This window comes from Pseudomonas taiwanensis (assembly GCF_013393345.1).
GTDB lineage: Bacteria > Pseudomonadota > Gammaproteobacteria > Pseudomonadales > Pseudomonadaceae > Metapseudomonas > Metapseudomonas resinovorans_C.
Genome location: NZ_QJRF01000025.1, coordinates 1 through 313 on the forward strand (window position 1 = coordinate 1; position 313 = coordinate 313).

The 313-nt window shown below is 67.7% G+C and carries 1 protein-coding gene; it reads left to right on the forward strand.

Annotated features, from left to right (window positions below):
• Window positions 1-313 (forward strand): L-serine ammonia-lyase, iron-sulfur-dependent, subunit alpha (locus tag DM872_RS31040; protein WP_179057551.1); only part of this gene is annotated, 313 nt, incomplete at both ends.

The window sequence follows — 313 nt, forward strand, 5'->3', positions numbered from 1 at the left end:
TTTCGGAACTGATGCTGGCCAACGAGAAGGCCTGGCGCAGCGAGGCGGAGATCCGCGCCGGGCTGCTGAAACTCTGGGACGCCATGCAGGAATGCGTAAGCAACGGCCTCGGCCACGAAGGCATCCTGCCCGGCGGGCTCAACGTGCGGCGTCGCGCGGCGAAGCTGCACCGCAGCCTGCAGGAGTTGGGCAAGCCCAACGTCATCGGCAGCACCATGAGCGCCATGGAATGGGTCAACCTCTACGCCCTGGCGGTGAACGAGGAAAACGCTGCGGGCGGGCGCATGGTCACCGCGCCCACCAACGGCGCGGC